The organism is Bradyrhizobium sp., assembly GCF_049691595.1.
In the GTDB taxonomy this organism is placed as follows: domain Bacteria; phylum Pseudomonadota; class Alphaproteobacteria; order Rhizobiales; family Xanthobacteraceae; genus Bradyrhizobium.
Window position 1 is genome coordinate 1 of the sequence record NZ_JBAVNZ010000374.1, and the last position, 1,662, is coordinate 1,662.

Sequence of the window (1,662 nt, forward strand, 5' to 3'; positions counted from 1 at the left end):
TGTTCAGGCTGCTCCTGGACGCTTCATCTTGCAGGTATTGGGCTGGTCGACGTCCTTGGCAAGGATGGTCGCGGTCGGCGCCCAACCGAGGCCGGTGCCTTCGGCGTCGTATTTCACGCCTTTCTTGAAGGTGCCGACAAAGTATTCGGTGATGATCTGGTGATCGTCCTTGCGCATCGTGGTGTCGAAGCCGAGGAAGTCCTTGATCTTGAGATCCTCCATCGCCGCCGCGATCTTGCCCGCATCGACCGCGCCCGCCTTGTTCACCGCCGCCTGCAGATATTCGAAAATGGTGCGGAAGCCGGCGGCCGAGAAGTCGAACTTGTGCTTGTCGCGGAAGCCCCTGGTGAAGGCCTCGGCCTCCGCATTGCCGATGGCAGGCGCCACGTTTTCGCTGAACGACATCACCGCCAGTACGCGGTTGTCGCCGCCGGCGCCGATCGCGGTCGGGCCGCCGGCCAGATGCGCGTAGAAGGTATAATAGCTGAGGTCGGCGCCGGTATCGATGCCGGCCTTGATCAGGAGGTTCATGTCCGGGCCCCAATTGCCGGTGAGCAGCGCCTGGGCGCCCGAGGCCTTGATCTTGGTGACGTAGGGCGAAAAATCCTTGATCTTGCCGAGCGGGATCAACTCATCCCCAACGATCTGAACATCCGGCCGCAGCTTGGCAAGAAACGCCTTGACGTCGCGCTGAACCGACTGGCCGAACAGGTAATCCTGATTGATCAGATAGACCTTGGTCACGTCCTTGGGCAGCGCGCGGACCATCACTTCGGCTTTCATGCCGACATGCAGGTCGAAGCGAAAATGCCAGAAGCTGCATTTTTCGTTGGTCAGCTCGGTCGCTACCGCGCCGCAGTTGAGGTAGATGATGCGGTTGTCCGGGTTGCGCTCGTTGTGCTTTTCCACCGCCTCGATCAGGGCGGCGGCGATGTTGGAGCCAGAGCACTGCATGATGAAGGGCATGTTCTGGTCGGTCGCGCTCTTGAGCGCGATCAGCGCATCCGACGGCTGCGACTTGTTGTCGAACGGCACCAGTTCGAACTTCTTGCCGAGCGCGCCGCCCTTGGAATTGATGTGGTCGATGATGTACTGCATCTGCTTCTGGTTGGCGTCGCCGACCTGGGCGAACGGTCCCGACAGCGGATCGGTGTAGGCCACCTTGATGGTCGCTTGCGCCGATGCCTGACCGCCGCAGGCGATCGCGAGCGCCATCCCAAACAATATAGTCAACCATTTGCCTGGCAGCATGGTCCATTCCTCCTCAATAAAATGCCCGCTCGTTTGATTTTCCGGCGGTACTGATGCGGGAACCGTAACATGGACGCAATGACGACCGCCACAACGAATTGCCCGGCATCGGGGTGCAACTGCTTCTCGCTGGCGGCGGCGACGTCCCCGAGGCTGCGCCACGCCGGCGGCGTAATTCCGCCGCGCGGCAGATTGCCAAAGCGAGCGTCGCCATGCGCCTGCCGAGATGATCGGGAACGGAAGGACAATTTCCGGGCCGGTCGGCATGTCCAAAGCACGCCGACAGCGGCAGGCTGCTAATCCGGCAGGGTTTTCCCCGAGCCGCCGAGCTCGGCGGGCAGATCCCAGAACTTCGGCAACCCGTCCTTCACCGAAACCATCTTGCTCGCGTAATTCGCATGCAGCGTGGGC

1 protein-coding gene is annotated in these 1,662 nt (G+C 61.5%); it reads right to left on the bottom strand.

Going from position 1 to position 1,662, the window contains the following annotated elements; translation table 11 throughout:
* Nucleotides 1–3 precede the first annotated feature (3 nt).
* Nucleotides 4–1,251, bottom strand: coding sequence for a branched-chain amino acid ABC transporter substrate-binding protein (locus tag WCE35_RS16370; RefSeq protein ID WP_424594378.1), 1,248 nt, complete (start codon nt 1,249–1,251; stop codon nt 4–6).
* Between the last annotated feature and the right edge of the window lie 411 nt (nt 1,252–1,662).